This window comes from Streptomyces sp. NPDC102514 (assembly GCF_055584525.1).
On record NZ_JBVJLW010000015.1, the window covers coordinates 192,189 to 213,114 of the forward strand.

The window sequence follows — 20,926 nt, forward strand, 5'->3', positions numbered from 1 at the left end:
AGTCGCCGCGCGTAGCTTAAAGGCTCTCTATCTGTACGTTCTCGCGCTTTTGAGTGCGCGAGGGTTGCAAAAGATTCCCATGGGTGTACTGTTTTCCATGTCGTCCCGGAGAGCAACCGGGGCCAACCAGCGAACGAAGGAACACCCCATGCAACGCTTCCCGCGTCTCGGCCGCGTCCTGGCCCGCCGCCCCCGCCCGGCGCCCCTGCTCGCCGCCGGTACCGCCGTGATCGTCCTGGCCGGCCTGGGCGCCCTCACCGCGTCCGACGCCACGCCGTCCGACCTTGCCCCTCGCACGGACACCGTCACCCCGTACAACGACGGATGGGCCGACGGGCGCGCCGACCTGATGGGCGACGACAACCGTGACGGCCGAGTGGACGAGAACGAGACGGGTGCCACGCAGCCGTGCCGGGGCGAGGTCGAGTTCGCCGACGTGTGCGCGACGGTAGCCGAGCGCCCCGCGTACGCCTGGACGGACGACGACGGCACCCCGCACACCGTCGCGGCCGGTCGCACGCTGCTGTCCCGCATCGACGCCGTACCGGGCACCGAGGAGTTCGCCGCCGCCCTGTTCGCCCTTGATGCGCAGTGGTTCGAGCACAACCAGCCCTGAGCCAGCCGGTCCGACCTCGCCGGGGCGCAGCTCTGCGCCCCGGCCTCCTCCCCCGCCAAGGAAGGCGCCGCACACCATGACCACTGCCCCCCTCACCCCCGCCCAGGTCGATAAGCTCGGCGACGCCGTCGGCCGGATTGCCGCGTCCACCGCCCGCGCGCTGCACGGGGAGTTCCCGAACCTGGACCTCGAACAGCTCGTCGAGACGTTCATGCGCCCCACCGCCGTGGAGGCGTCCGGACTGCTCTACCTCGCCGCGATCGACAAGGGCGCGACGCCCGGCGAGGCCGCCGGGAAGGTCAGTGCCGCGCTCATCTACGCGTGGGTTGAGGCCCGCCTCGCCGCCAAGGCCGCCGCCGAGGCCGCCCGCACCGCCTGACACGCCCAACCACTCCGCCGGGGCGCCCCGCTGCGCCCCGGCCCCTACAGCGCCCCGGAGAGCCCCATGTCCGTCCTTCCGCGTCAGATCCCCGCCTACGCCCGCCGCGCCCTCGACACCGCCCTCTACGGCACCGGAGTGCGCATCACCGGCCCAGCCCCGAACACCCGCGTCACTCTGGTTGCTGAGCACGAGGGGCAGACGTGGCGCGTCGCCTGGCTGGGGATCAGCGACCACTGGGGACTGATCGGCCCGGAGGGGTCCGGTTGCGAGCACACCGTGGGGCGGCCCACGGACGAGGTAGCCGAGACGATCACCGCGCCGTGGCCGAAGCCGGAGCCGGTCGACCCGCACCCGGGCGTGCCCCGCACTCACCTGGGGTTCGAGGTGCCGGAATTCGTCCGCGCCGACTGGGGCAGCGAGCGCGCGCAGTGGTTCCGCCTCGGCGTGGCCGCCGCCGTCGGCAAGCTGCCGGACACCCGCCCCCGCACCTGACAGCTCCCCCTCCTCGCCGGGGCGCAGCACCGCGCCCCGGCCCCCGACACCGAAGGAATCTCTGATGCGTATCCGCTCCCTTGACGGCGTGGCCTACACCCTCAACGACCGGCCGACCACTGACGACTACGAGCCGTTGCCCAGCGGCCTTGACCTCGACCAGGCCGTCGTCGTCCCCGCTGTGGACGTGGAGCCCGGCGACCTAGTTGTTGCCACGTTCTCCCGTGACAGGTCGAGCGTGCCCACGCCCGGCCCGTACTCCGCCGCCCCGTGCACCCTGCCCGACAACCCGTGCACCGACTGCGAGGAGTGCGAGGAGGCCGAGCAGTTTGTCGACGCGGTCGCGCGGCTGGTGTGCCTGCACCCGTCCGAGGATGGGGACCCCTGCGTCCTGGAGCGGCGGAACGCGCCGGTTGCCGTGATACCGGCCGACATCGTCGCGCGCCACCAGGAGGGGACGCCCGAGCCGGAGTACGTGACGCTGACCGTGGTGGTGCGCCGCGATGGCACCGAGGGCGACCCGTGCGAGCAGGTGCTCGGCGATCACCCCGACGTCGTGTTCGTCGGGCACGAGAGCGGGATCACGGAAACCGCCTTCATCCTCGGCGCGGCGCCGGAGGGGTGGCTGTGATGGCGGGGCGGGACTGGAAGGGCATGCGGACGGCCGACTTCGACCAGGGCGCGCCGCTCGCCCTGGTGGACGCCCGCGACGTCGTCCGCCGTGTGGAGGCCGCACCGCACGCGAACGGCACCGACGCCCTGTTCGGGGATGAGCCGGCCAGCCGCCGCGCCACCCGCCCCCGCAGGCAGGCAGGCCCCGCCGTACCCCAGGACGACGCCCTGTTCTGATTGTCGAGAATGGTAGACCAATCGGAATGCGCCCGCTCTCAGATGGAGGGTAGGGCGCGTTCTCATCTGCGGAAATCTAGATCGCTGAGAGATAGTTGTTCCCTCGGTGTTCCCATGGGTGTACTATTTCTCTTGTTGGCGGAGAGCACCGCCGACAAACCAACGAAGAACGAGGAGCACCACATGGCCAGTGCCCGCAGCCACCGCGCAGCCACCACCCTCCGGACCCGCGTCCGCGCCCACCGCGCCGCTTCCGCCCTACGCCGCTCCACCGCACAGGCCGCCCGCCGTGTCCGCACCGGCGCCCGCTCCCTGTTCACCCACGCCGCCGCGACCGGCGCCGCCCGCGAGAACGCCAAGGCCGTCGCCTCCGCTCTCGCCAAGGCCGTAGGCCGCGCGGGCGTCAAGGGCCACCGCTACCGCACCCGCCGCACCGCCACGGGCATTCTCCGGCACGCCCGTACCGCCTTCCGCTACACCCGCGAGCAGGTCGCGCAGATCGCCGCGAAGTACACCCCGCGCAAGGCCGAGTACAAGGTCATCCGCGCCGCGCTCCTCGCCGCCGCCTGAGCCGCCCCCTGACCGCCGGGGCGCGGCCCACCCCGCCGCGCCCCGGCCCCCGACCTTTCACGCGCACACACAGCCGGAGACACCCCATGAACGCCACGCCCACCGCCCCGTACCGCGCCGCCGCCAACCGTGCCCGCGCCATCGCCGACGTCAGCCGTAACCGCTTCGCCCCGCCCGAGTCCCTGCGCACCCTCGGCGACATCGCCCGCCACCTCCTGGCCGCCGCCGAAGCGTTCGACGCCTACGAGCCGCTCACCATCCCCGGACTCGCCGGACACGACATGCCGTCCGAAGCCGCCGGAGAACTGTGGGTCGTCGAGAACCTCGCGTTCGACACCCCCGCCACCCGCATCCCCGCCGACATCACGGAGTACGTCACAGCGCCCATCACCGGCCGCAGCCTGCCGTTCCCCGACCCGCTGAACCCGATCAGCGACCACGACAAGGAGAAGGAGAAGGTCCTCCGGGCCGCCCTGGAGCAGCTCCACGACGACACCGCGCGGGCCGACGCCGACGTCAACGGTTGGATGCGTGACGTCCTCACCGTCTGGCAGAAGCACATGCGCCTCGCCACCGCCGTCTACGCCGACCAGATGCGCCCCTGCAACCAGCCCTGACCAGCCCCGCCGGGCGGACGTGTCACAGGAACCGTCCGCCCGGCGTACTACCCGGCGAGAGCACGCCGGGCCCAACCACGAAACGAGGAACCCCTGATGACCACGATCACGCCCGACCCCGTGCTTACCGCTGCCGCCGTCGCCCGCCTGGTCTCCGCATGGAACAGCGCCTGCACCGCCGAAGAGGTCGCTTCCGCCCTGTCCTGCAACGAGGTCGACCCTCTCGCCGCCGTGTTCCTCGCCGCCGGAGACACGGAGAGCGCGAAGGCGTGGATCTCCGAGCACATCGCCACGTCGTCCGAGTGCCGGGGCCACGACGAGAGCACCGCCCCCGCCCCCGCCCCGGCCCCGTACGCCCCCGGACCCGGCGAGGAGTACACCTATCCCCTCTCCGACTACGCCCGTGCCACCGCCCGAACCCTCGGGGCCGGTTGGAACGCAGAGTCGGGCTACCTCTGCGCATGGGGCCTGATCTTCACCACCGACGGCCGCGTGTCCCTGCGCCTGTACGTCGACGGTGAAGGCTCCACCGGCGACCCGATGATCCAGGACCGCCACACCGGCGACGAGTACCTCGTACCCGCCGAACGCCTCCCCGAGGGCGCTCCCAGCAACCCGGACGAGATGCGCGAGTGGGGCAACGCGCTCGCCCTGTTCGTGCTCTCCCTCGGCCTGTAGACGGCTGCGCCCCCGGGGTTGGACGTACGAGTCGCCCCGGGGGCGCGGCGCACCACCACCGCCGTAAGGCCGGAAGGAACGCTCCAATGTCAACGCTGCTGCTGGGCCGCTGGGACCACGGCGGGAACCTCGTGGTCGAGGAGTCCCGCCAGGTGCAGGACGGCGACCAGGCCACCATCGACGGCCTTGTCGACGCCCAGGACGACGCCGACGGAATGGCGTGGGCCTGCGAGTTCGACGTCGACAGCCACACCGCCGCCGTGGATCGCGCGTACGACGAGTACGTGAAGGACGAGGGCGGGCGTCTCATCGACGAGGCCGAGGGCTACGACCCGAACGACTGACCCACCCGTCCGGGGCCGCACCTCACCCGTGCGGCCCCGGACGCGACGCAAGCACCACCCGCACCACCCAATACCGGCCGGAGAGCACCGCGCCGGATCAACCAACGAAGCGAGGAACACCCCGTGAGCAGTGCCATCAGCCACGCCGAGACCGCTCCCCCGCTCGCCGCCGCGCTCCCCGCCCGCCAGGGCGCAGCGTGGCGGGTCCTTCCCTCCCCGTACGCAATTCGCCCCTACGCGGCGACGTCCAAGGTCACCGACGGCCGCCGCTCCCTGATCGTGGTGGAGCAGGCCGGCCGGGTTGAGGTGTACGCCGACCGGGCCGACGACTTCCCGTTCGCGATGACCCCGGACGCCGTCGCCGACGCCGGGGACCCCGGCGCCGTGGCCGTGCTCGCCATGGCCGTGCTGCGCACCGTGCTGCCCGCCCTCGATGACGAGACGGCCGCGCGCACCATCCAGCAGCACGGGGCGTTGCAGGCCCTGACACGCAAGGGCGCAGACCTGGCAGATATCGGGTACGCGCTGCTGTTCCACAGCGTGTATCCCAGCGTCGGCACCCGGCTGGACGGCCCGCACCTTTCGTGGGTGGTCAACGGCCGCGAGTGGGACGTGTTGTCGCTCGGCCCGTCGGGCACGTTCACCGTGACCTACGAGGGCCCCGTCAGCGGCCTGTACGGGTTCCTGGATCACGTTCTGCCCCCGTACGACGGCCCGGTCCTCCCTGACGTCTCCACGGGCTTCACGTGGCATCTGACGGAGCGGTTCCCGCAGTTCGTCGCAGTCAAGGGCAACGAGGTCGAGTTCCGGCCCCAGCACGGCCCGCACGGGTTCGTGATCCTGCCGTCCGAGGACGACTCGACCGACCAGGTCGACGACCGCACGCACGTTGCCGCGCAGATCGGCGGACTCGGTACCGATCTGCTGCTCACCGCCGCCGCGCACCTGATCTGACCCCTCCTCGCCCGGCCGCGCCCCGTGACCCTCGCCCGGGGCGCGGCCCCCTCGAAAGGCCCCACACCATGACTTCGCCCACCGCCACCCTCGCGCCCGCTGCCTCCCCGTCCCTGACCCTCGCCGAGCAAGTCGCCGCTCTCCTGCCGCCCCGGGCCGGCCGGGCGTGGACGGCCGAACCGCACCAAGCGTGGTGGTCGACTGCCCCCGCCGCGCGGATCGTCCACGGCGCGCGCTCTTTGGTCATCGTGGCCCGCGCCTGGGACACCGAGATCGGATGGCAGCTCCCCGGACGTCTCCCGACTCGCCCTGACCGGCGTATCGCCCGCATGGCTCCGGCCGTGATCGCGGCCGACGTGCTGCGCCTGGTGCTGCCCGTCATGGACGACGAGGCGGCCCGCACGATCGAGGACGGTGCCCGCGCGCGCCGAGAGCTGCTGTACGAGATCGGCACCGCGATGCGCGCCCACGGCGTGGCCACGTACGAGCGGGCCGGTCTGCTGGTGAACACGTCCGGCGTCACCTGGGCGTCGAGCGGGCTGCGCTACTCGGCCACCCTGCACGGCACGAACCCCGTGTGCAGCGTCCAGATACAGGGGCCGACGCGCGCCGTCGAGCGGGCCGTCGCCCACTTCCTGCCGCCCGCCGCTGCGGGGCGCCCGGTGGTGCCGTCCGGGATCCGGGGACGCCTAGAGCGCCGCATGGCCCAGGTGCTCGCCCGGCACACGGACGTCGAGCAGCACGACGGGAAGGGGTTGGCGTTCGGAGCGGGACCCGGACCGTACGGGCACGTCGCCCCCGCGCTCGACCCGATCGCCCGCGCGCACGACACGACGTCGGTGTCCGTCGACATCCACGGGGTCGGCGTCGACTTCCTCGTGTCGCTCGCCCCGCTCGTCACCCGCTGACCCGCTGCGCCCCGGCCGGCCCGGGGCGCGCCCTGTCCCTGGAAGGACAACCCTTCTCGTGAGCGCTCCCGACCTGACCCCGGTCTCCGCCCTGGACGACGCCATCGCCAAGGCGCACGCCGCCGCGAAAGCGACGCTGCCACTGATCAGTCACACGCTGCACGTTCAGTTCCCCACCGGGGCGTACCTGGCCCTGTCCCGGCCGGTCGACCCCGACGACGAGTCCGTGTTCCTGGACTCCATCCGCGACAGCGCGGGCGAGATCCTGCACGAGTTCGACGAGTGGGCACAGGGTGACCCTGAGCCGCTCCCGGCCGTGCCGGAGGAGATCACCGCCTTGTGGGGCTCCGTCGACCCCCGCAGCCCGAGCCACGTCCTCGGTCTGATTCAGCGCATCGACGACGTGTCGCCGTACACGTTCCTCGACTTCCTGCCCGAGGAGCTGTGGTCGGCCGACGAGATCAAGGCGCAGAGCGACGGCGGGCGCGTGCCGCTCGGTATTCCGCTCGCCCCGGCCGGCCGGACCGTGCACAGCGACCAGGGCGACGCCGAGTCGGCCTCTGCGCCCGGCGAGGTGATCTGACGTGCTCAAGCCCGCCACCCCCGAGGAACTCGCCGCCGTCGCCGCTCTCCTCGGCGCGGGACATCAGGCGTCACCGGATCTCGTCCTGGACGCCGCCAAGATCCACGACCGGCGCCGCCGTGGCGTCCTGGACGCCCATGCGTTCGGCCGGTACTGCGACACCGCACTGCCGTGGATCCTGCTGCGCCTCCTGGCCGCCGAGTCGGATCTCGCGACGCTGCGCGCGAAGGTCGCCGGGCACATCGCCGCGTACGACCGGGGCGACGACCCGACGGCCCTGGAACTCCTCGAAGGTCTCCGGCGTGCCGGGATCGACCTAGGGGCCGACGTCAAGGCCGCCGCCGCAGTGCTTGAGGGCGAGGCGCGCGCCGCAGCGTTCATCTGACCACCAGCGAGAATGCGCAACCCATGGGAATGGGTTGCGCATTTTCCCTGTTCACACCCCGCTAGATTCCCATGGGTGTACCATTCGTGGTGTTGGTGGAGAGCAACCACCGGCGAACCAGCGAAGAAGAGGAGCACCAGATGAGGATCCTGCCCCCAGCGGTCGCAACCGCCGTCCACGTCGCCACCCTGTCCCGTAAGAACGGGATGCCGATCCCGCCCAAGGTCCTCGCCGTCCTCGACACGGCCGCCGCCCCGTTCCCCGGCCGCTGGCTCCTCGACCCGCTGCCCGGCGACCCCATCCGCATCGTCGAACTGTTCGCGGGCCCCGGCGGCTGGTCCGAGGGCATCGCCGCCGTCCTCGGGGTGGCGGTCGACTCCTGCGGCATCGACTTCTCCAAGGACGCATGCGCCACCGCCACCGCCGCCGGGCACTTCCGCATCTGCGCCGACATCACCACCCTGGACCCCGAGCACTACGCCCTGCGCCACGTGCGCGGCCTGATCGTCTCCCCGCCGTGCCCCTCGTTCTCCCCCGCCGGGAAGCACTCCGGCCAGGAGCAGGCCAACATCGACGTCCTGTGCCGAGTCCTCGCCCAGACCTCCGAGGCGGGCGGATTCCTCCCCGGCAACGAACTCGACGACTGGTGTGAGGGCTGCGACACCTGCGACGAACTCGGCTACCACGACGGATTCGCCCCGCGCTCCGGTCTCACCTGGGACGACCTGCGCGCCCAGCTCGCCCCGCTCACCGACGCCCGAATCGGCCTCATGGCCGAGCTGCTGTTCTGGGCATTCGGGCTCCAGGCAGCGGGCGCGCCGCTCCAGTTCATCGCGATGGAGCAGTCCAGCCGACTGCCTCAGCAGATCCTCGACGACATCCGCCTGGAGCTGCGCGGCGGCCAGGAAGAGGGAGAGTGGTACTGGAGCACGCAAGGCATCCTCGAAGCCTCCCGGTTCGGCCTCGCTTCTCGCCGCGAGCGGGTGTTCTTCCTCGCCTTCCGCCGCCTGGCGTACCTGCCCGAGCCCGCCGAGAACGTCCGCCAGACCACGATGGCGCAGGCTCTCGGCTGGAAGGAGGGCGAGCGGATCAACACCCGTGGCGTCCGTCCCGTCGACCCGGCCACCGGCCGCGCCAAGGGCGGGAACGAGTTCAGCGCGGACAAGCCCTCGAACTGCCTCACAGGGAAGGCCCGCACCTGGAAGCGCGTTTCTGACGGCCTGCGCCTCACCTCTAACGAGGCCGGTCTCCTCGTCGGCTTCCGCGCCACCTACCCGGGCCAGGGTTCCCGCACGAGCGTGTTCCAGCAGCTCGCCGACGTCGTCCCCCCGCTCATGGCGGCGCTGGTGCTCGCCCAGTTCTTCGGCGTCGACGGCGAGGCGCGGTCCGCCGACTACCTGTTCCAGCTCTACCGAATGGACGAGCTGGACGGCAACGCCGAGGACTTCGACACGGCAGCCTGACCAGCCGCCCGGCCCCCGCCCACCGGCGGGGGCCGCCGCCGTTCGTGGACGCAAGCGGTCGGGCCCGTGTGCAGTGCGCGCCCCTGCACCCGACTCCAGGAGCGCCACATGTCCGAGACCACTGCCAAGACCGGCACCGGCCACAGCCACGACGTGCTGTGGATCTTCGACCCCGAGGGGAAGCAAGACGAGTTCGCGTACACCGTCGGCCTCGGCGTCCGGCCCGGCCGCGCCTACGAACTCGCCCTCACCGGCCTGCCCGCGACCCTCGCCTGTGCCGTCCTCAACAACGCCGCCGAGCAGCTCGTCACGGACGACATCGACCCCGCCGACGGCACGGTCCTCAACCGCGTCCTGGACGGCCACGTGGTCCGCCTGCGACCCGTCGACGACACTAGCGACTTTCCCCAGATGCGAGCCGTCCTCGGCGAGCAGCCGCCCGTATGGCAAGTCCTGTGGCCCGACGTAGGCGGCCAGTTCCCCGGAGAGCCGGGGTACCGCGACGAGAACGCCCAGCGCCTCATGTGACCCGCCCAGCGCCCGGAGCGGCGCGGCCGCTGTAACAGCTCGCTGCGCCCGCCGTTCCTCTCGGCATGACCAACATCGCCACGACGTGCAGGGATGCGGCCGCCGCGTTCCACCGCATCGCCCAGCTCCTCGACGACGGCCGACGGCGCCCGCCGTACTGGATCGCCCAGGTACCCCGACGGCACCGGGCCCCCGTCACAACCCGCCGCCGGACGACGTTCCCCCGCGCATGAGCACCCCCGACATGCCCCCCCTTCGCGAAGGGCGGACGCTTCCTCACCTTCGGGCCGTTCGTCGTCCTCACCGCGACGGTCACCGTGGACGGAGAGGCCGTCACGGCTCAGGAGTCGATCGACCGCGCCGTCTGGCAGCACATCGCCGAAGATCCGCGCATGCGCGCCGAGTACGAACGACGGCTGCGCCACGATCTCGCCGCCGCCCTGGTGGAGCGCCTCGCCCCGACCGTCACCGTCTACGACCCGGAACCGGTGGGAGAGGCCGTGTCCGACGCCCTGGCGCGCGCCGACGCCGCGATGCGCAACGAACCGGAGCCGGAGCATGTCCGGCCCTCGAACTAGGCTGCGAAGCATGAGCACACCCGCCCCGTCCGCCGAGCAGGCCCCCGCCGAGGAGCAGCCGTTCGACCCGCACAAGTTCCCCGAGAAGCTCGTCGCCGCGCAGCGTCGGGCCGCCGAGCTGTACGCCGAGATCCACGCCATGCAGAAGCGTTTGCCCTGGTCCCGTGAGCCGGACCCGGGCTGGCCGGCCGAGGAGGAGCGGGGCAAGCCGGAGAGGAAGGGTCGGGAGCCCTCGCCCGGCTGGGACCCGGCCGACGCCGCGGCGTACGACGAGCTGCGGGCGGACCTGCTCAAGGTGGCGGCGATCGTCACCGCGCACGAGTGGTGGGGGATCTGCCACAGCCGCGGGATCCAGGGCGCGGCTCTGGTCGCCGCCCGCCAGGCACTCAAGCACGCCGACGGCGCGGTTCCCCTCTCGCGCAAGGACGTCGAACAGACCGCCTGAAGAATGGATACGCGGCCGGTCCTGTCCAGACAGGTCCGAGCGCACGGAGGGGGTGAGGGCCGCTCGCGTCGAGGCGCGCCCCACCCGCTTCGAGAGGCCACATTATGGCTGCCCGCACCACCCGCATATACAAGATCATCAACGCCCAGGTGTTCCTCGGCCCCGGCGGCGTCCACCGCTTCCGCGGTGCCGCCGCCCCGGCCGGAGCCGTCGGCACCACTGTCCTCGCCGACGGCCGCCGCGTCCGCGTCCGCGTCCTCGGTTTCACCGTTGCTGACGGGCACGGCCGCGTCGAGGCCGCCGAGTTCGTCGACGCCTACCTGTAGGCGTCAGCCGTCTGGAATGCTCGGGGTCATGGACAACAACCGGGACCCCGAGCAGGCGGCAGACCAGGACGTGGTCTTAACGCCGAAAACGGTGAAGATCCTTCGTGCGCTCCTGCAGAGGCCAGAAGAAGTGCACTACGCCATGGCGATCATGGACTCGGCGAAGGTCCTCAGCAGCACCCTGTACGAGGAACTGGCGTACCTGCAAAAGGCGCACTGGATCACCGGCGTAGACGAGAACATCGATCCGGAGAAGGAGCAGCGTCCCGCCCGCCGGGGCTACTTGCTGACTCGCGAGGGCGCGCGGCTGGCCCGGCTTGCTCTTGCGGAGCACGACGACAGGCCGCCGCGCGGCGGCCACGGCATCTTGGCTCGCTACCTCCGGCCGCTGCTGTCCCCTGCACCGTCCGGTAGTTGAGCGCCCCTGCGGCGCCGTCTACGCCCTGCGGGGCGGCGCCTGCGCCATTCCCCCCTGGTGATCCTCGTTGGCCGTCCTGGACGGCTCCACGCTGCTCCCGTGCCCTTTCCGCAGTCCGGGCTGCGGCCACGCGTACGTGAGCGTCGTGACTGTCGTGTCCCCGCGTAGATCCACCTCGACCTGGTAGCGCACGGTGCCGTCCGGGAAGTTCTGCCGGGCCCGCACCGCCGCGTACCGCCACGCCCCGGCAGACCAGATTCGCAGCGCCGGACAGTCGCGGTCCGGCCAGGTCCACACCTCCGGATAGGGCCCGTCCTCGGGGCGCCACGGGCGGGCCGGCTGTGGCTCCTCGATCTCGCTCACGCCTTCGACTGTAAACAGCCCGCGACGCAAGGCGCGCCGGGCCTCCACGATCCGCGGCCTCACCCCTCCGCGTGGAAGGCCCCGCCGTGAAGAGCACGTTCCCAAGGTCCGACAGCCGCCCGTCCGCCCTGATGACCGCCCTTGCCGTCGGCGTCGTCGTGCTCGGCGCGGTCGTCCTGTTCGCGCTCCTGGTCTCCAGCATCGACGAAGGCGACGGTCGTTCGACCCGGAGGTGCCCGGGACACGTCGCCGACGGCATCAACCCCGCGACGTGCCTGCCGTACGGCTCCGGGGGCGCCACGGCCCCGGGTACCAACCATTCCGGGAGCAGCGGGCAGAAGACCGTGCCGAACCAGCCGAAGGCCCCGGCCGCCAAGGGCCCGGCGGCCCCGCTGGTGAAGGTTCCAGCCGCCCCGCCGGTCCGGGCCCGGTGACGGCGCGACGCAAGACGTCCGAGGAGAACACCCTCCAGCCTTCCCGTCCCCGCACCGAAGGAATGCCCATGTTCGAGCCTGCCCCCTGCCACAGAGGCAACCCGTGCCCTCTGCGCACTCCCTGCCCGCAGTGTCGACGCCTGCTGTGCCTCCTGGGCACCTTGGCGGTTCTCTCCCTGCTCGTGGTCTGCGCCATCGTTGCGGTCGTGATCACCGAGGACCGTGGTTCGTCGAGCGGGTCGAAGCCCACGGCGTCACCCAGCGCCCCGCGCACCAGCGGGCCGGAGCCGTCCCCGCCCGCGTCATCCCCGGCCAGCCCGCAGTGACTGCCCGGCACTCCGGGGGCAGACACAAAAACTTCACATCATGCAGGGTGCGTTCCGCCCTGGGTGCGCCCCGTGGTCGCCACCTGGTGACCCCGCACCCCGGGTCGAAGGGAGCAGCGTGCGACCGCACGTGATGCAGGCACTCGACAACTGGCGGATGAGCTGGGACGAGCAGCAGTTCGCAGCGCAGGAGGCGTTCACCGCGGCGTTCCCCGCCCTCACCCCCGCCCAGAAATGCCAGTGCTTCGGCCCGACCCTGCGCTGGGAGAAGCCCGGCGAGGGATCGGGGAAGGCGTGCCTCGACGACCACGGGCGCGCCACGATCGAGTTCGACGGCGTCTCGAAGGATGCCGTCGGCAAGGCGATGCTCGAAGTGTGGGGCGCCGACTGGTTCGCCGAAGGGCCGGGCGGATTCGCTGAGGCCGAGCCCGGCCAGTACAGCTACGAGGACGAGTCGACGTACGCCGAGTACTACATCGACGTCCTCGCCGACGGCCTCACCTCGTTCGCGATCTCCTACGTGAAGATCGAGGACATCGTGACGATCCTCGACGCTCTGGAGCGGGCCCTCGCCGAGCAGCGCACAGCCTGACCGGCCCGAGGTGACGTGACGCAGTTCCTGAATCCCTGCCGCGTCACGTCACCTGCCCGGTCCTGCCCTCGTTGGCACAGTTGTGGAGACCTCGGAACAGGACACGAACACTGACAGCAGCGAAGACGTCGTAGCGGCAGAGTACGCACGCCGTGTGGTGATCGGTACGTCTGTCGCCCGCGCGGAACGCTGTCTGCTCATGGTCGAGGAAGAGGCCGCCGCCCAGCACCCCGACCGCCCCGACCTTCGGGAGGCGTACACGCTGGGCGCTGTCAAAGCTGCTCTTGAGCACCTTGTGCAGGAGGTGATGCCCTTCGGAGCCTCCGATGAGGAGCTGGACCAGTTCTGGGCGCCGATGAGGGGGCGGAAGCCGTCTGTCGGCTAGCAGTGCCGGGCGGCAGAATGGCGGCATGGACGCCACCACCGCCTTCATCTCTGCGCTCGCCGTCACCGCCGCGGGCGGGGCCGCCGTGCACTTCCGGACCCGCGTAGGCACGGCCGCGGCCCGACAGTACGTCCAGGACGGCGCGGCCTGGAGCGAGACCCACCAGCGGCGTGTGCAGTCGTACGCCGAGTTCGCCGAGCCCGCCCAGCAGATCGGCCACATCTTCGAGTCGTGGCCCGTCCTGCCTCTGGCGGCCCGCCGCGCCCAGAAGGAAGCGGCCCACGAGCACCTGAAGACTCTCCGGCTCCGCCAGGGCGTGGTGATGCTCGACAGCGACCGGAACGTCCAGACGGCCGCTCAGGAACTCCTCGACGCGTGCGCGCGGCTCGTCGACGGCCTGGACGTCGACGCCCCGGCCGGCCTGGTCGACGAGTCCGTCCGCGGCCTGGAGATGCCGTTCCTGCGCGCGGGCCGGAAGTACCTCGACGCCGAGTCCGAACGGCACTTCGGGCTGCGCCGACCGGCCGGGAGCAGCCTGTTTGCCCGCCTCTCCACGAGGTGACGTGACGCGGCCGGAGCTGCCGTTCCTCATCACGTCACCTCACGGCACGACGCTAAGCGGGCCGCTGCCTACGGTCCGCGGCCATGGTCACGACCGCCGCGCCGCCCCATACCCGGATTGCCTCGCTCGCCGTCCGCGCCCGGAACGTGGTCGACTCCGGCCTGTGCACGCGGACGTCGTCCGTCCCCGACTGGCTCGTCCGCCTGGACCACCTCGAACACCTGGCCGCGACCCCCGCCCCGTGCGGCGCGCGCTCCTCGCCCGCCTCGACGACGACATCGTCTGTGACCTGATGGTCCTGTCGTACCTGCGCACCGGCACCCCGTACACGCTGTGGGTCGATACCCCCGGCGGCTTCGCCCAGGACGTCCTCCGCGGCCTCGACACCGCGGCGGCCGGCCGGGAGCTCCGGTTCTTCGGCCCGCAGCACCTGCGCGCCGCCCGCCGTCCTCGGTAGGCTCGTCCGCGGAGACCTTGTCGGACTCCCCCTCTTGGGCCCCGCAGCGGCGGGGATACAGCCCGTTCCGACCGGGCTGATCGTGCGCGCCCGGGTCCTCGGCCGCGCTCCGCCGCCGATGAGGAGACCTCCTCGATGCCCACGCCTACACACGTCCTCGTTGCGCCCGTCGACGAGGGCGGTGAGTTCGTCTTCTCGCACGACCTCGACAGCGGGATCCGCGTCTGGACAAGGGGCTTGACCCGCCGTGTCGACGAGCGGCCCCGACGGCTCCGCGGTGTCGCCGCCCCGCTGTACGGCGGCACCATCCGCGACCTGGAGCCCCTGGCCGACTTCGTGGCCGACTTCGCGGAGCACGCCGTCGACGACCCGGCCGTGCGGCTGTCGCCGGGCCGGATCCGCGACACCCGACCCGTGCTCGCCCGGACCGGCCACGACCATCTCTCCAACCGGATGCACTTCTCGTACCGCACGCTGTCGCCGCTGCACACCGTCGGCCCGTGGGACGGTGCCGCGGCCGAGCTGCTCCTCAGCCGCGTGCGGGGCCTGGACTACCGGCACATCGGGTTCTTCGCGACCGGCCTGCCCGAGCTCCCGGCCGGCGCCGTCCCGGACGCCATGCCCGCCGCGGTCATCAGCCGGGAGCGGGCTGAGCACCTCGCCGAGTACCTGACCGCTCCGGCCGGGCCGGTACTCCACCACCTGGGGCACGCGACGTAAGCCGCGGCCGCCGTCCACTCTCCCCGCCTCGCCCCGGACGCGATCACCTGGACCGCGCTCCCCGCGGCCCGGCGCCCGGGGCAGGCTAGGAGACCAGTGCTGTGAAGGCACGACGGCGAACCGGCCCCACCGACACGGTGAAGGCGATCGTCTACGACCGCGATGGCGGCACCTGTGTGCGCTGCGGGACCCGGGACGGCCTGACCATCCACCACAGGGTGAACCGCGGCATGGGCGGAGCCCGGGAGGAGTGGATCAACCAGGCGCACAACTTGCTGCTGGCCTGCACGACGTGCAACGGCTGGTTCGAGGACAACCCGCGGGAGTCCTACGCGGCGGGCTGGAAGGTCCGCCGGCCGGAGCTGCCCGGCGAGGTCCTGGTGCAGTACGCGGACGGTCGCGAGTACCGGCTCACCCCGGACGGCTTCCGCTACACGATGACGGCGGTCACCCGATGACCGCCCCCGGCCGCGCCCGCGTGTTCTTCCCGTTGACCGCCCAGTGGTATCTCTCCGGGTGGCGCAACGAGTACCGCTTGCATGCCGCTGTCATCCGCTACCCGGTCAACGGTCGCGAGAGGATCATCGGCGTCGCCGCGACGCTCCTCGGGTACACCCTCGCCCTCGGGGTGTACTGCGGACCGTGCGGCACCACGCGTTCCTGGTTCCGGGACTTCGGCCACCGGTTCGGCCGGTACACGATCGGCGGCTGGCGAACCGTAGAGTCCGTGCCGGTGTCGACCGGCTGGGTGTTCGGCGGCAACAGCCGCATCGGCTGCATCGTCACGGTCGCTTCTCGCACGCTGATGTTCGCCAAGCTCGCCACCCGCGCCGAACTGCGTGCGAGCCGGGAACGCCACGGTGACCTGCACAGGAAGACCGCGCGATGAGGCGCCGGCTGTGGGCCGCCCGGGGCCGAGGGGCGCACGTCTCGCTCAAGCGCAGCAAGCGCGCCCGCCGCGCGCACGCGCCGACTGGGTCCGGGCCGGGGTGGATCGCCACCGTCTTCGAGAGTGCCCTCGACGCGCTGCTCGATTTCCTGCTCTCGTGGGGGCGACGGTGAGGCGCCACGTATGGTTCCCCCGCTGGCTGGGCTTTGGCCCGTTCCGTCTGTGGGCGGCACAGGTCCCGCAGGGCCCGGCTTTCGCCGTCGGCCGGATCGCCACGACCGACACTCCCCGGAACCCAGCTCCCGGGCAAAAGAGCGTGCACGACGGGAATGGCTACGTTCTGGTTCTCGGCGGCATCGCGTTCGCCGTGCTCCGTTGCAGGTCAGTGCCGGTGCCGGGACGGCACCCCCGACAATCAATTCCCTTGGGTATACTATTCTCGCGATGAGGCGGCATGGGGTTGCCCCAGTCGCCGCCACGGCGCACAGACCGCGCCACAGTTGGACGGAGAACAGCCACCATGCCCAAGGCTGGCATCACCTACGGCCCGCGCATCCCGGCCCCGGACTACGCCCAGATCGACGAGACCTCCAAGAAGCAGGTCCTCCAAGACCTCGGCCTGGAACGACCCGAGGCCGCAGTCCACGCACGCCCGGAAGACCTGATCATCAAGGCCGCCGCCATCGTCAACCAAGCCGACGCCGAGATCGCGCTACACCTCGACGAGCGGGACTTGGCACTCGCGCACCTGTGGTTCTACGAGCAGCGCATCGGCCTGGCCAAGACCATCGGCCTGACGAGGTCGGGCTACCGAAAAGCGCTCGCCACCGTCATGTTCGGCTCCAAGGAGCACGTCGACGAGCTGCCGACCGGCTCGCGCGAGGAACTCGCCCAAGCCGCCGAAGCTGCGGGTATTGAGCGGGTCGAGAACGCTGAGGGGCAGCTCCTCAAGTCCGCCCCGCCCGTCCACGCGGCGTGGGCCCGCCGGAATGTCGCCGTGCGGGTCATGCAGGAGTCGGTGTTCGCTCTGTCGGAGCCGCCTTACAGCTGGAAGCCTGACCGGATCGCCGAGCACGCCGGCATCGAGCGGCGCCTGGTCTACGGGCAGCGGGACGCGGCCCGCGCACGCCGCGGCCTGTAGCCACCACCCGTTCCAAGACGACCGGCCCCAGCATCATCGGGGCCGGTCGTCGTTTTGCATCCGCGCTGGTCAAACCGGAGACGGGTTTCTGGGCCCCGGTCACCGGAGCCCATTTCCCGGGCGCCGGTTTCCCGGTCGCCGCAAAACCGGTTTCCGGAGGACTGGGCCCCTTTAGTAATAAGATCAAGTACCACCATTAAGTAGTGATCCGATGCCTTCGCTTCGCTCAGGCATCGGCGCGTCTCTGGGCTTGCTAGAGCTCGGCGCCGACAAGGCGCAGCGGCAGAGCAGGGGTGTCACAGAACCCGGCCGTCTGGCGTTCCCCCCACCATGACGACGTCACCCAGGCCCATGCGCGCCATGCTCCCGCCGAACCTCACCCGCAACCACTACGAGGTGAAGCGCCTCATCTCCGAGGGGGAGGGCAGGGAACTCCCGTACTGGTACCAGCTCACCAGCGAGCAGAAGCAGGCCGAGGAACTCGACGTCGAGCTGTTCCGGCGGGCCATCTTCCGGGCCGAGGAGGAGCAGGACCTCGTCACGAACTACATCGCGCCGGCCGCCGTACAGGCGTCGACCGTCGAGACTCCCAAGCCCTCGGCTGCGCCCTGTGCATGCCTCCGCTGCGCTGTTCTGCGCTTTCTTGCCGAGTGCCTCGCGGAGGGCGAGCGGCTGGAGGCGGCCCTCGGCTGGGACGCCGCCGCAGACGGCGGGGTCGGCGTGTTCGCTCTCACCTCCCAGGGCTGGATGAGCACGGCGGAAGTCGCCCGCCGGGAGAAGGCGGCCCGGGAGTCCATGCGCAGGTGGACCGAGCGGCGGCGCTCCTGGTTCGAGGGGGTCGCGCCCGAGTCCGCGGGGGCGTTTGCGGCCAAGCCGGCGACCCTCACGCCGGATGACCTCGACCGCGCCATGAGGCAGGCCCTCCGCGAGCCGTACGCGCGCAGTTACCCGGTCTCCTTCGCGACCACCTGGACCATGCGGCCGCCGACCGACGGCAAGGTGTAACAGAAACCGGCCCCTCGACGTACTACTGGTGCGGCTGGCTCTGCGCCCCGAGATCCTCCAGGGGAAGACACTCCAGCCAGGCCCCCCAATCGGGGTGACGGTCCTGATCCACCTCCCCGGGGCAGGACCGTCACCCCGAGACAGACTTCCGGCACGGGCGCTGCTCCTGAACAGGCAGCGGGCGGCACGTTGATCATGCGACTGCCGGAACTTCGCGGTCTGGCCGCGGTCTGGGCATGGACCCCGGCCAGGCCGCGACACTAGATCCCTGCGGGCGGCACCTTCCGCCCATGCCCCGCACGCAGCCCCCGGCCTCCAGTCCTCGCGTGGCTCCCGCCCGCCAGGAACTGCAGAGGGCCCGTCGGCCCGGAGTCGTCTCCCGGGACGCCTCCAACGTCGCCGACATCCTGCTGCGCGCCCCCGCCGCCGACCGCCGCCACGCCTTCAAGCACACCATCAGCGCCCGCGAGCGGCCGTACGTCATGCGGGAAGTCGAGCGGGCCACCGGCTCCCTGTACGGGCTGTGGCACGACACCCCGTCCGGGTTCATTGAGGACGTCCTCGGTGAATCGATCTGGGGCAAACAGCGGGAGATCGTCGACGCGGTCCCCTTCCACAAGCGCATCGCCGTCCCGGCTGGCTTCGGCGTGGGGAAGACGTGGATCGCCGGGCGCCTGGTCGCGTGGGCCGGAGCGGTCAACGCTCCCGGGACGATGGTCATTGTCACCACCGCGACCCGGTTCCGGCAGGTCCGAAACCAGTTGTGGCCGCACATCAGGAAGACCGTCGCCCGCGCCGGTCTGCCCGGGTACTGCGACACGACGCAGTGGAAAATGCCTGACCAGTGGGGCAATGACGTCCTCGTCGCGTACGGCTTCACCGCGCCGGACAACGACGAAGCGGCCATGCAGGGCATCCACGGCACCCCGAAGCTGCTGATCGTCGTCGACGAGGCTGGCGGTATCGCCCGCATGATCGGCAACGGCACCAACAACCTCTTGACCGGCGACGCGCGGATGCTCGCGATCGGCAACCCGGCCATGGACGACCCGCGGAGCTGGTTCGAAGGGCTCTGCGAGGAGGGCGAGGACCCCGAGGAGCCGACGACCGTCACCATCCCCATCGCCACCTTCGACTCCCCGGCCATCACCCGTGAGCGGGTCCCCTTCTGCAACGACTGCCCCGACGGAGTGCCCGCGCACTCCCTCGCCATCCACCTCCCCGACCAGGAATGGGTGGACCGCACGATCCGCGAGTACGGGCCCGACCACCCGTACGTCATCGCGAAGGTCCACGCGAAGTTCCCCAAGGGCGGGGGCGGCCTCACCATCCCCGTCACGTGGGTGGAGTCCGCGCAGACCAGCGACGACCCGACCGGGCCCGGCTGGCATCGGATCTGCGACCTCGGCATCGACAAGGAGACCGCCACCCACACCGTGAAGGAAGGCGCCTGGGTCAGGTTGGGCGTCGACGTCGCGGCGGACGGAGGCGATGAGTTCGTGATCTCCCGCATCGCCGGCGACGCCATCGAGACCCGCTATCACTCTTCCGGCACCATCAACGACGACCAGGTCCTGCTCGCCGAGAAAGTCCTGGAGGAGATCAAGGCCGCGCAGCTCCTCGCCGACGCGCTCCGCTCCCCGCACGCCGTGCGCGTCAAGGTCGACCAGAACGGCATCGGCCACGGCGTCGTGTCGATGCTGAAGCGCTGGGCCGACACCGGCCGCCACCAGGCGCAGATCGTCGGCGTCATGGTGTCCGAGTCGCCCGAACAGGACGACCCGGGCGCCCAGATGCGCCCGTACCGCAAGCGCGACGAGATGTGGCTCGCCACCCGCGGTCTTCTGCAGCCGGACCCGTCGACCGGCCTCGGCCGGCTGCGGCTGCGGGTCGACCGGCAGACCGGCATCCAGCTCTCCACCCCACGCCTGGGCTCCAACAGCGCCGGACACTCCGTCGTCGAGTCGAAGAAGGCCATGAAGCAACGCGGCATGAAGTCCCCCGACCGTGCCGACGCGGCCCTGCTCACCGTGTACGAGCCGGAGCCCATCAACCCGCCGCGCCGCCGCGGCCTCCTGAACTGAATCCGACCATCAGCAACCGTTTCCGCACAGCCGTCCCCACCACCCCGCGCGCCCTGCACGAACTCGACCGAGTCCTGGACGTGCTCCCGGCTCCGTACGCCCCGCGCCGCGGCGGCCGCGCCGCGCTCCTGGACGTGCTGATGCCTCCGCTTCGGGCGCACCCCGCGTTCGTGGCGAACGGCACCCGCCAACTGAGCATGCGCGGCGAAGGGGAACGCGTCGTCTACGAACTGCTCCTCGCCGCACAGGAAGGCCACCAGGTGACTGTGGAACGCGCCGACCAGCCCGACTCAGGACGTAGGCGACTTCCCCGCCGGTAGACACCGTGGGGCACCGTGCGGGCCCCACGCTCGTTCTGTGGGTCCGTGCGCTCGTGGGTGGTCAAATAACAGCAGGTCAGGCGGGACATGCTAGGACCTGTTAGGAAAATGCAGCATGGCTGCTAGCCTGGAGGGCGAGCAATATGAAGTGCGAAAGGCCGCCCGATCCCCAGATTTGAGACCTCGGGAATCGGACGACCCTTCTGTTCATGTCACCGCAGTAGCAAGCGGCCCGGCGGTCACCGGGTCGTTTTGCGTTTCAGGAGAGCCAGCTGGACAGTCCGTCGAGGATTCGCTCCTTGACCGGTTCTTCGATCAGCCAGAAGATCCACGTGGACGCCGTAATGATGACGACCCTGAGCCACTTGAAGTGGCTTTTCCTGCGGTGACGCTCCGTCTCTTCCTTCGCCCCGCCGCCTTCGCCGGGATCTTCCGGCTCCTGCGGCTCCGGCTCTTCACCGGGGGCATCGGGTTTTGACATTGCGTCTCCTCGCACTCGCGCCCTGACGGGC

The 20,926-nt window shown here is 71.1% G+C and carries 36 protein-coding genes; 34 read left to right on the plus strand and 2 right to left on the minus strand.

Features of this window, described 5'->3' with window-relative positions:
• Positions 1–148 precede the first annotated feature (148 nt).
• The 20 genes from ACZ60E_RS33030 to ACZ60E_RS33125 all read left to right on the plus strand — a co-directional run bounded on the left by ACZ60E_RS33030 (position 149) and on the right by ACZ60E_RS33125 (position 11,136).
• Positions 149–616, plus strand: a complete 468-nt coding sequence (locus ACZ60E_RS33030; RefSeq protein ID WP_469445191.1) for a hypothetical protein — start codon at positions 149–151, stop codon at positions 614–616.
• A 76-nt stretch (positions 617–692) separates the two neighbouring features.
• A complete protein-coding gene (locus ACZ60E_RS33035) occupies positions 693–995 on the plus strand; it encodes a hypothetical protein (protein WP_469445193.1) in 303 nt (100 codons plus the stop codon).
• Between the two features lie 66 nt (positions 996–1,061).
• Positions 1,062–1,490 (plus strand): hypothetical protein, encoded by a 429-nt coding sequence (locus tag ACZ60E_RS33040; RefSeq protein ID WP_469445195.1) that lies wholly within the window; start codon positions 1,062–1,064, stop codon positions 1,488–1,490.
• A 64-nt stretch (positions 1,491–1,554) separates the two neighbouring features.
• Positions 1,555–2,121, plus strand: a complete 567-nt coding sequence (locus ACZ60E_RS33045; protein ID WP_469445196.1) for a hypothetical protein — start codon at positions 1,555–1,557, stop codon at positions 2,119–2,121.
• The gene (locus ACZ60E_RS33050) at positions 2,121–2,339 is read left to right on the plus strand and encodes a hypothetical protein (protein ID WP_469445198.1); all 219 of its coding nucleotides are present in this window, start codon (positions 2,121–2,123) and stop codon (positions 2,337–2,339) included. Before ACZ60E_RS33045 ends, ACZ60E_RS33050 begins: the two co-directional genes overlap by 1 nt.
• A gap of 183 nt (positions 2,340–2,522) precedes the next feature.
• Entirely contained in the window at positions 2,523–2,909 is a 387-nt protein-coding gene (locus ACZ60E_RS33055; RefSeq protein ID WP_469445200.1) for a hypothetical protein, read from the plus strand.
• An 86-nt stretch (positions 2,910–2,995) separates the two neighbouring features.
• Positions 2,996–3,526 (plus strand): hypothetical protein, encoded by a 531-nt coding sequence (locus ACZ60E_RS33060; protein WP_469445201.1) that lies wholly within the window; start codon positions 2,996–2,998, stop codon positions 3,524–3,526.
• Positions 3,527–3,622: 96 nt separating this feature from the next.
• Complete coding sequence (locus tag ACZ60E_RS33065; RefSeq protein WP_469445202.1) at positions 3,623–4,204, plus strand: hypothetical protein; 582 nt, start codon at positions 3,623–3,625, stop codon at positions 4,202–4,204.
• A gap of 86 nt (positions 4,205–4,290) precedes the next feature.
• A complete protein-coding gene (locus ACZ60E_RS33070; RefSeq protein ID WP_469445204.1) occupies positions 4,291–4,548 on the plus strand; it encodes a hypothetical protein in 258 nt (85 codons plus the stop codon).
• Positions 4,549–4,671: 123 nt separating this feature from the next.
• Positions 4,672–5,502 (plus strand): hypothetical protein, encoded by an 831-nt coding sequence (locus ACZ60E_RS33075; RefSeq protein ID WP_469445205.1) that lies wholly within the window; start codon positions 4,672–4,674, stop codon positions 5,500–5,502.
• 68 nt (positions 5,503–5,570) lie between these two features.
• Entirely contained in the window at positions 5,571–6,410 is an 840-nt protein-coding gene (locus tag ACZ60E_RS33080; protein WP_469445207.1) for a hypothetical protein, read from the plus strand.
• Positions 6,411–6,468: 58 nt separating this feature from the next.
• Entirely contained in the window at positions 6,469–6,993 is a 525-nt protein-coding gene (locus tag ACZ60E_RS33085) for a hypothetical protein (RefSeq protein ID WP_469445209.1), read from the plus strand.
• A gap of 1 nt (position 6,994) precedes the next feature.
• On the plus strand, positions 6,995–7,378 hold the full coding sequence (locus ACZ60E_RS33090; RefSeq protein WP_469445211.1) for a hypothetical protein: 384 nt from the start codon (positions 6,995–6,997) through the stop codon (positions 7,376–7,378).
• 140 nt (positions 7,379–7,518) lie between these two features.
• The gene (locus ACZ60E_RS33095; protein WP_469445213.1) at positions 7,519–8,841 is read left to right on the plus strand and encodes a DNA cytosine methyltransferase; all 1,323 of its coding nucleotides are present in this window, start codon (positions 7,519–7,521) and stop codon (positions 8,839–8,841) included.
• A gap of 108 nt (positions 8,842–8,949) precedes the next feature.
• Entirely contained in the window at positions 8,950–9,369 is a 420-nt protein-coding gene (locus tag ACZ60E_RS33100; protein WP_469445214.1) for a DUF4262 domain-containing protein, read from the plus strand.
• A gap of 65 nt (positions 9,370–9,434) precedes the next feature.
• On the plus strand, positions 9,435–9,602 hold the full coding sequence (locus ACZ60E_RS33105; RefSeq protein ID WP_469445216.1) for a hypothetical protein: 168 nt from the start codon (positions 9,435–9,437) through the stop codon (positions 9,600–9,602).
• Between the two features lie 84 nt (positions 9,603–9,686).
• Positions 9,687–9,947: a hypothetical protein gene (locus ACZ60E_RS33110; RefSeq protein ID WP_469445218.1), complete on the plus strand. Its 261-nt coding sequence runs from the start codon at positions 9,687–9,689 to the stop codon at positions 9,945–9,947.
• 10 nt (positions 9,948–9,957) lie between these two features.
• Positions 9,958–10,392: a hypothetical protein gene (locus ACZ60E_RS33115; RefSeq protein ID WP_469445220.1), complete on the plus strand. Its 435-nt coding sequence runs from the start codon at positions 9,958–9,960 to the stop codon at positions 10,390–10,392.
• A 104-nt stretch (positions 10,393–10,496) separates the two neighbouring features.
• On the plus strand, positions 10,497–10,718 hold the full coding sequence (locus tag ACZ60E_RS33120) for a hypothetical protein (RefSeq protein WP_469445222.1): 222 nt from the start codon (positions 10,497–10,499) through the stop codon (positions 10,716–10,718).
• 28 nt (positions 10,719–10,746) lie between these two features.
• Positions 10,747–11,136, plus strand: a complete 390-nt coding sequence (locus ACZ60E_RS33125; protein ID WP_469445224.1) for a PadR family transcriptional regulator — start codon at positions 10,747–10,749, stop codon at positions 11,134–11,136.
• A gap of 18 nt (positions 11,137–11,154) precedes the next feature.
• Here the strand turns inward: ACZ60E_RS33125 and ACZ60E_RS33130 are convergent, their stop codons facing one another.
• Positions 11,155–11,499 (minus strand): hypothetical protein, encoded by a 345-nt coding sequence (locus ACZ60E_RS33130; protein WP_469445226.1) that lies wholly within the window; start codon positions 11,497–11,499, stop codon positions 11,155–11,157.
• A gap of 86 nt (positions 11,500–11,585) precedes the next feature.
• On the opposite strand from ACZ60E_RS33130, the gene ACZ60E_RS33135 reads away from it, so the two are divergent.
• The 14 genes from ACZ60E_RS33135 to ACZ60E_RS33200 all read left to right on the plus strand — a co-directional run bounded on the left by ACZ60E_RS33135 (position 11,586) and on the right by ACZ60E_RS33200 (position 20,414).
• The gene (locus ACZ60E_RS33135; RefSeq protein WP_469445228.1) at positions 11,586–11,933 is read left to right on the plus strand and encodes a hypothetical protein; all 348 of its coding nucleotides are present in this window, start codon (positions 11,586–11,588) and stop codon (positions 11,931–11,933) included.
• 444 nt (positions 11,934–12,377) lie between these two features.
• Complete coding sequence (locus ACZ60E_RS33140; protein WP_469445230.1) at positions 12,378–12,851, plus strand: hypothetical protein; 474 nt, start codon at positions 12,378–12,380, stop codon at positions 12,849–12,851.
• An 82-nt stretch (positions 12,852–12,933) separates the two neighbouring features.
• Complete coding sequence (locus ACZ60E_RS33145) at positions 12,934–13,236, plus strand: hypothetical protein (RefSeq protein ID WP_469445232.1); 303 nt, start codon at positions 12,934–12,936, stop codon at positions 13,234–13,236.
• 25 nt (positions 13,237–13,261) lie between these two features.
• Complete coding sequence (locus tag ACZ60E_RS33150) at positions 13,262–13,798, plus strand: hypothetical protein (protein ID WP_469445233.1); 537 nt, start codon at positions 13,262–13,264, stop codon at positions 13,796–13,798.
• A gap of 83 nt (positions 13,799–13,881) precedes the next feature.
• Positions 13,882–14,091 carry a hypothetical protein gene (locus tag ACZ60E_RS33155; RefSeq protein WP_469445235.1) on the plus strand — a complete coding sequence of 70 codons (210 nt, stop codon included), beginning with the start codon at positions 13,882–13,884 and terminating at the stop codon, positions 14,089–14,091.
• Positions 14,040–14,255, plus strand: coding sequence for a hypothetical protein (locus tag ACZ60E_RS33160; RefSeq protein WP_469445237.1), 216 nt, complete (start codon positions 14,040–14,042; stop codon positions 14,253–14,255). The genes ACZ60E_RS33155 and ACZ60E_RS33160 overlap by 52 nt, the downstream gene beginning before the upstream one ends.
• A 135-nt stretch (positions 14,256–14,390) precedes the next feature.
• Positions 14,391–14,975, plus strand: a complete 585-nt coding sequence (locus ACZ60E_RS33165; RefSeq protein ID WP_469445239.1) for a hypothetical protein — start codon at positions 14,391–14,393, stop codon at positions 14,973–14,975.
• A 101-nt stretch (positions 14,976–15,076) separates the two neighbouring features.
• Complete coding sequence (locus ACZ60E_RS33170; protein ID WP_469445240.1) at positions 15,077–15,433, plus strand: HNH endonuclease; 357 nt, start codon at positions 15,077–15,079, stop codon at positions 15,431–15,433.
• A complete protein-coding gene (locus ACZ60E_RS33175; RefSeq protein WP_469445243.1) occupies positions 15,430–15,864 on the plus strand; it encodes a hypothetical protein in 435 nt (144 codons plus the stop codon). The genes ACZ60E_RS33170 and ACZ60E_RS33175 overlap by 4 nt, the downstream gene beginning before the upstream one ends.
• Positions 15,861–16,037: a hypothetical protein gene (locus tag ACZ60E_RS33180; protein WP_469445244.1), complete on the plus strand. Its 177-nt coding sequence runs from the start codon at positions 15,861–15,863 to the stop codon at positions 16,035–16,037. The genes ACZ60E_RS33175 and ACZ60E_RS33180 overlap by 4 nt, the downstream gene beginning before the upstream one ends.
• Positions 16,038–16,384: 347 nt before the next feature.
• Positions 16,385–17,005, plus strand: a complete 621-nt coding sequence (locus ACZ60E_RS33185) for a hypothetical protein (protein ID WP_469445246.1) — start codon at positions 16,385–16,387, stop codon at positions 17,003–17,005.
• A 330-nt stretch (positions 17,006–17,335) separates the two neighbouring features.
• Positions 17,336–18,010 carry a hypothetical protein gene (locus ACZ60E_RS33190; RefSeq protein ID WP_469445247.1) on the plus strand — a complete coding sequence of 225 codons (675 nt, stop codon included), beginning with the start codon at positions 17,336–17,338 and terminating at the stop codon, positions 18,008–18,010.
• Between the two features lie 290 nt (positions 18,011–18,300).
• Entirely contained in the window at positions 18,301–20,094 is a 1,794-nt protein-coding gene (locus ACZ60E_RS33195) for a hypothetical protein (protein WP_469445249.1), read from the plus strand.
• An 80-nt stretch (positions 20,095–20,174) separates the two neighbouring features.
• A complete protein-coding gene (locus tag ACZ60E_RS33200; protein WP_469445251.1) occupies positions 20,175–20,414 on the plus strand; it encodes a hypothetical protein in 240 nt (79 codons plus the stop codon).
• A 259-nt stretch (positions 20,415–20,673) separates the two neighbouring features.
• On the opposite strand, the gene ACZ60E_RS33205 is transcribed toward ACZ60E_RS33200, so the two are convergent.
• The gene (locus ACZ60E_RS33205) at positions 20,674–20,895 is read right to left on the minus strand and encodes a hypothetical protein (protein ID WP_469445253.1); all 222 of its coding nucleotides are present in this window, start codon (positions 20,893–20,895) and stop codon (positions 20,674–20,676) included.
• Positions 20,896–20,926: the final 31 nt, after the last annotated feature.

Excerpts from the sequence above, each read along its gene's own strand:
- ACZ60E_RS33030 (WP_469445191.1), top strand. The coding sequence starts at position 149 with ATGCAACGCTTCCCGCGTCTCGGCCGCGTCCTGGCCCGCCGCCCCCGC.
- ACZ60E_RS33035 (WP_469445193.1), top strand. The coding sequence starts at position 693 with ATGACCACTGCCCCCCTCACCCCCGCCCAGGTCGATAAGCTCGGCGAC.
- ACZ60E_RS33040 (WP_469445195.1), top strand. The coding sequence starts at position 1,062 with ATGTCCGTCCTTCCGCGTCAGATCCCCGCCTACGCCCGCCGCGCCCTC.
- ACZ60E_RS33045 (WP_469445196.1), top strand. The coding sequence starts at position 1,555 with ATGCGTATCCGCTCCCTTGACGGCGTGGCCTACACCCTCAACGACCGG.
- ACZ60E_RS33050 (WP_469445198.1), top strand. The coding sequence starts at position 2,121 with ATGGCGGGGCGGGACTGGAAGGGCATGCGGACGGCCGACTTCGACCAG.
- ACZ60E_RS33055 (WP_469445200.1), top strand. The coding sequence starts at position 2,523 with ATGGCCAGTGCCCGCAGCCACCGCGCAGCCACCACCCTCCGGACCCGC.
- ACZ60E_RS33060 (WP_469445201.1), top strand. The coding sequence starts at position 2,996 with ATGAACGCCACGCCCACCGCCCCGTACCGCGCCGCCGCCAACCGTGCC.
- ACZ60E_RS33065 (WP_469445202.1), top strand. The coding sequence starts at position 3,623 with ATGACCACGATCACGCCCGACCCCGTGCTTACCGCTGCCGCCGTCGCC.
- ACZ60E_RS33070 (WP_469445204.1), top strand. The coding sequence starts at position 4,291 with ATGTCAACGCTGCTGCTGGGCCGCTGGGACCACGGCGGGAACCTCGTG.
- ACZ60E_RS33080 (WP_469445207.1), top strand. The coding sequence starts at position 5,571 with ATGACTTCGCCCACCGCCACCCTCGCGCCCGCTGCCTCCCCGTCCCTG.
- ACZ60E_RS33095 (WP_469445213.1), top strand. The coding sequence starts at position 7,519 with ATGAGGATCCTGCCCCCAGCGGTCGCAACCGCCGTCCACGTCGCCACC.
- ACZ60E_RS33100 (WP_469445214.1), top strand. The coding sequence starts at position 8,950 with ATGTCCGAGACCACTGCCAAGACCGGCACCGGCCACAGCCACGACGTG.
- ACZ60E_RS33105 (WP_469445216.1), top strand. The coding sequence starts at position 9,435 with ATGACCAACATCGCCACGACGTGCAGGGATGCGGCCGCCGCGTTCCAC.
- ACZ60E_RS33115 (WP_469445220.1), top strand. The coding sequence starts at position 9,958 with ATGAGCACACCCGCCCCGTCCGCCGAGCAGGCCCCCGCCGAGGAGCAG.
- ACZ60E_RS33120 (WP_469445222.1), top strand. The coding sequence starts at position 10,497 with ATGGCTGCCCGCACCACCCGCATATACAAGATCATCAACGCCCAGGTG.
- ACZ60E_RS33125 (WP_469445224.1), top strand. The coding sequence starts at position 10,747 with ATGGACAACAACCGGGACCCCGAGCAGGCGGCAGACCAGGACGTGGTC.
- ACZ60E_RS33150 (WP_469445233.1), top strand. The coding sequence starts at position 13,262 with ATGGACGCCACCACCGCCTTCATCTCTGCGCTCGCCGTCACCGCCGCG.
- ACZ60E_RS33155 (WP_469445235.1), top strand. The coding sequence starts at position 13,882 with ATGGTCACGACCGCCGCGCCGCCCCATACCCGGATTGCCTCGCTCGCC.
- ACZ60E_RS33165 (WP_469445239.1), top strand. The coding sequence starts at position 14,391 with ATGCCCACGCCTACACACGTCCTCGTTGCGCCCGTCGACGAGGGCGGT.
- ACZ60E_RS33175 (WP_469445243.1), top strand. The coding sequence starts at position 15,430 with ATGACCGCCCCCGGCCGCGCCCGCGTGTTCTTCCCGTTGACCGCCCAG.
- ACZ60E_RS33180 (WP_469445244.1), top strand. The coding sequence starts at position 15,861 with ATGAGGCGCCGGCTGTGGGCCGCCCGGGGCCGAGGGGCGCACGTCTCG.
- ACZ60E_RS33185 (WP_469445246.1), top strand. The coding sequence starts at position 16,385 with ATGCCCAAGGCTGGCATCACCTACGGCCCGCGCATCCCGGCCCCGGAC.
- ACZ60E_RS33190 (WP_469445247.1), top strand. The coding sequence starts at position 17,336 with ATGACGACGTCACCCAGGCCCATGCGCGCCATGCTCCCGCCGAACCTC.
- ACZ60E_RS33195 (WP_469445249.1), top strand. The coding sequence starts at position 18,301 with ATGCCCCGCACGCAGCCCCCGGCCTCCAGTCCTCGCGTGGCTCCCGCC.
- ACZ60E_RS33205 (WP_469445253.1), bottom strand. The coding sequence starts at position 20,895 with ATGTCAAAACCCGATGCCCCCGGTGAAGAGCCGGAGCCGCAGGAGCCG.